Here is a 1,058-nt window from a genome sequence, read left to right as displayed (position 1 = left end):
GCTCCTGTCGCTGCCGGTGTTCGCCGCGGCGCTGGCCATCGGCTGGTGGACCGCGCCGCACATGAACGACAACTGGTTCTACCGCCAGAACGCCGCGCAGGAACTCGGCGCCCCGTGGTGGATCGGTCCGCTGATGACGCTGGCCATGTTCGGCTGCGCCATCCTGCTGACCGCCTGCTTCCTGGCCTGGGTGCCGGGCCGCCGCACCTGGTTCACCGCGCTCGGCACGGGCACCCTGTACGGCTATCTGCTGCACGGCTTCGTGATCAAGAGCGTGCTCTTCCTCGGCGGCTTCGACATCGCCCAGCGCTACGGCGGCTACGGCTCGGCCGTCGTCACCGTCCTCGCGGTGGCCACCGTGTCCGTCCTGTGCACCAGTCCGGTGCAACGGGTGTTCCGCTTCGCCATGGAACCCAAGATGGCCTGGGCCTTCGTCCAGGACGCCACCGAACTGGCGCGCGAGCGGCAGACCAGGGAGCGGGAGCCGGTGAAGGCGGGCGTCTGAGGTCCGGGAACGGGTCAGGCGTCGAGACCGAGGAGTGCGCGCATCCGTGTGTACTTCTCGGTCAGTCGTTTCCGGGTCGGTCCGTCCAGTACGGCGAGCCGGTCCGGGTCGGCGTTGTGCGCCAGGTCCGACTCCTTCACCAGCAGCGCTCCCGGGGTGTCGAGAATGCGCCGGGCGTACGCTCCCGGCTCCTCCCCCGCGCGCTTGGTGACGGCGTCCACGATGGCCTTGGTGCGCGGGGTGAGCGCGGCCCCGGCCAGCCAGGCGCGGCTCAACGCGTCGTCCTCCACGGCGTCGTGCAGCCAGGCCGCCGCGATCTGTTCGGCGTCGCCCCCGCGGGCGCGGACGCCCTCGGCGACGGCGGCGAGGTGTTCGGCGTACGGCCGTCCCGCCTTGTCCCGTTGCCCCTCGTGCGCGGCACGGGCGAGGGCTTCGACGTCGGCGAGGGTGAGCGGTGATGTCATACGGCCATTCTCCGGAGATCGTCCGTCAGCGGGCGTGGGCGGCGGACTCGCGGCAGATCAGCAGCAGCGCCCTGTCGTCGTTGACGTCC

General features: G+C 71.4%; 1 protein-coding gene and 1 pseudogene. One reads left to right on the top strand and one right to left on the bottom strand.

What is annotated here, in order from left to right:
- Window positions 1-505: pseudogene (locus ACPC54_RS42300) on the top strand (acyltransferase family protein); the annotation flags it as partial.
- Window positions 506-519: 14 nt separating this feature from the next.
- Here ACPC54_RS42300 and ACPC54_RS42295 read toward each other — a convergent pair.
- A complete protein-coding gene (locus ACPC54_RS42295; RefSeq protein WP_111586179.1) occupies window positions 520-969 on the bottom strand; it encodes an HD domain-containing protein in 450 nt (149 codons plus the stop codon).
- Window positions 970-1,058: the final 89 nt, after the last annotated feature.

It is taken from the genome of Kitasatospora sp. NPDC094028 (assembly GCF_049543595.1).
Lineage (GTDB): Bacteria > Actinomycetota > Actinomycetes > Streptomycetales > Streptomycetaceae > Kitasatospora.
Note: the sequence above shows the minus strand (reverse complement) of the source record. Positions and strands in the feature narration are given on the sequence as shown.

Coding starts and splice junctions, on each gene's coding strand:
- ACPC54_RS42295 (WP_111586179.1), bottom strand. CDS start 969: ATGACATCACCGCTCACCCTCGCCGACGTCGAAGCCCTCGCCCGTGCC.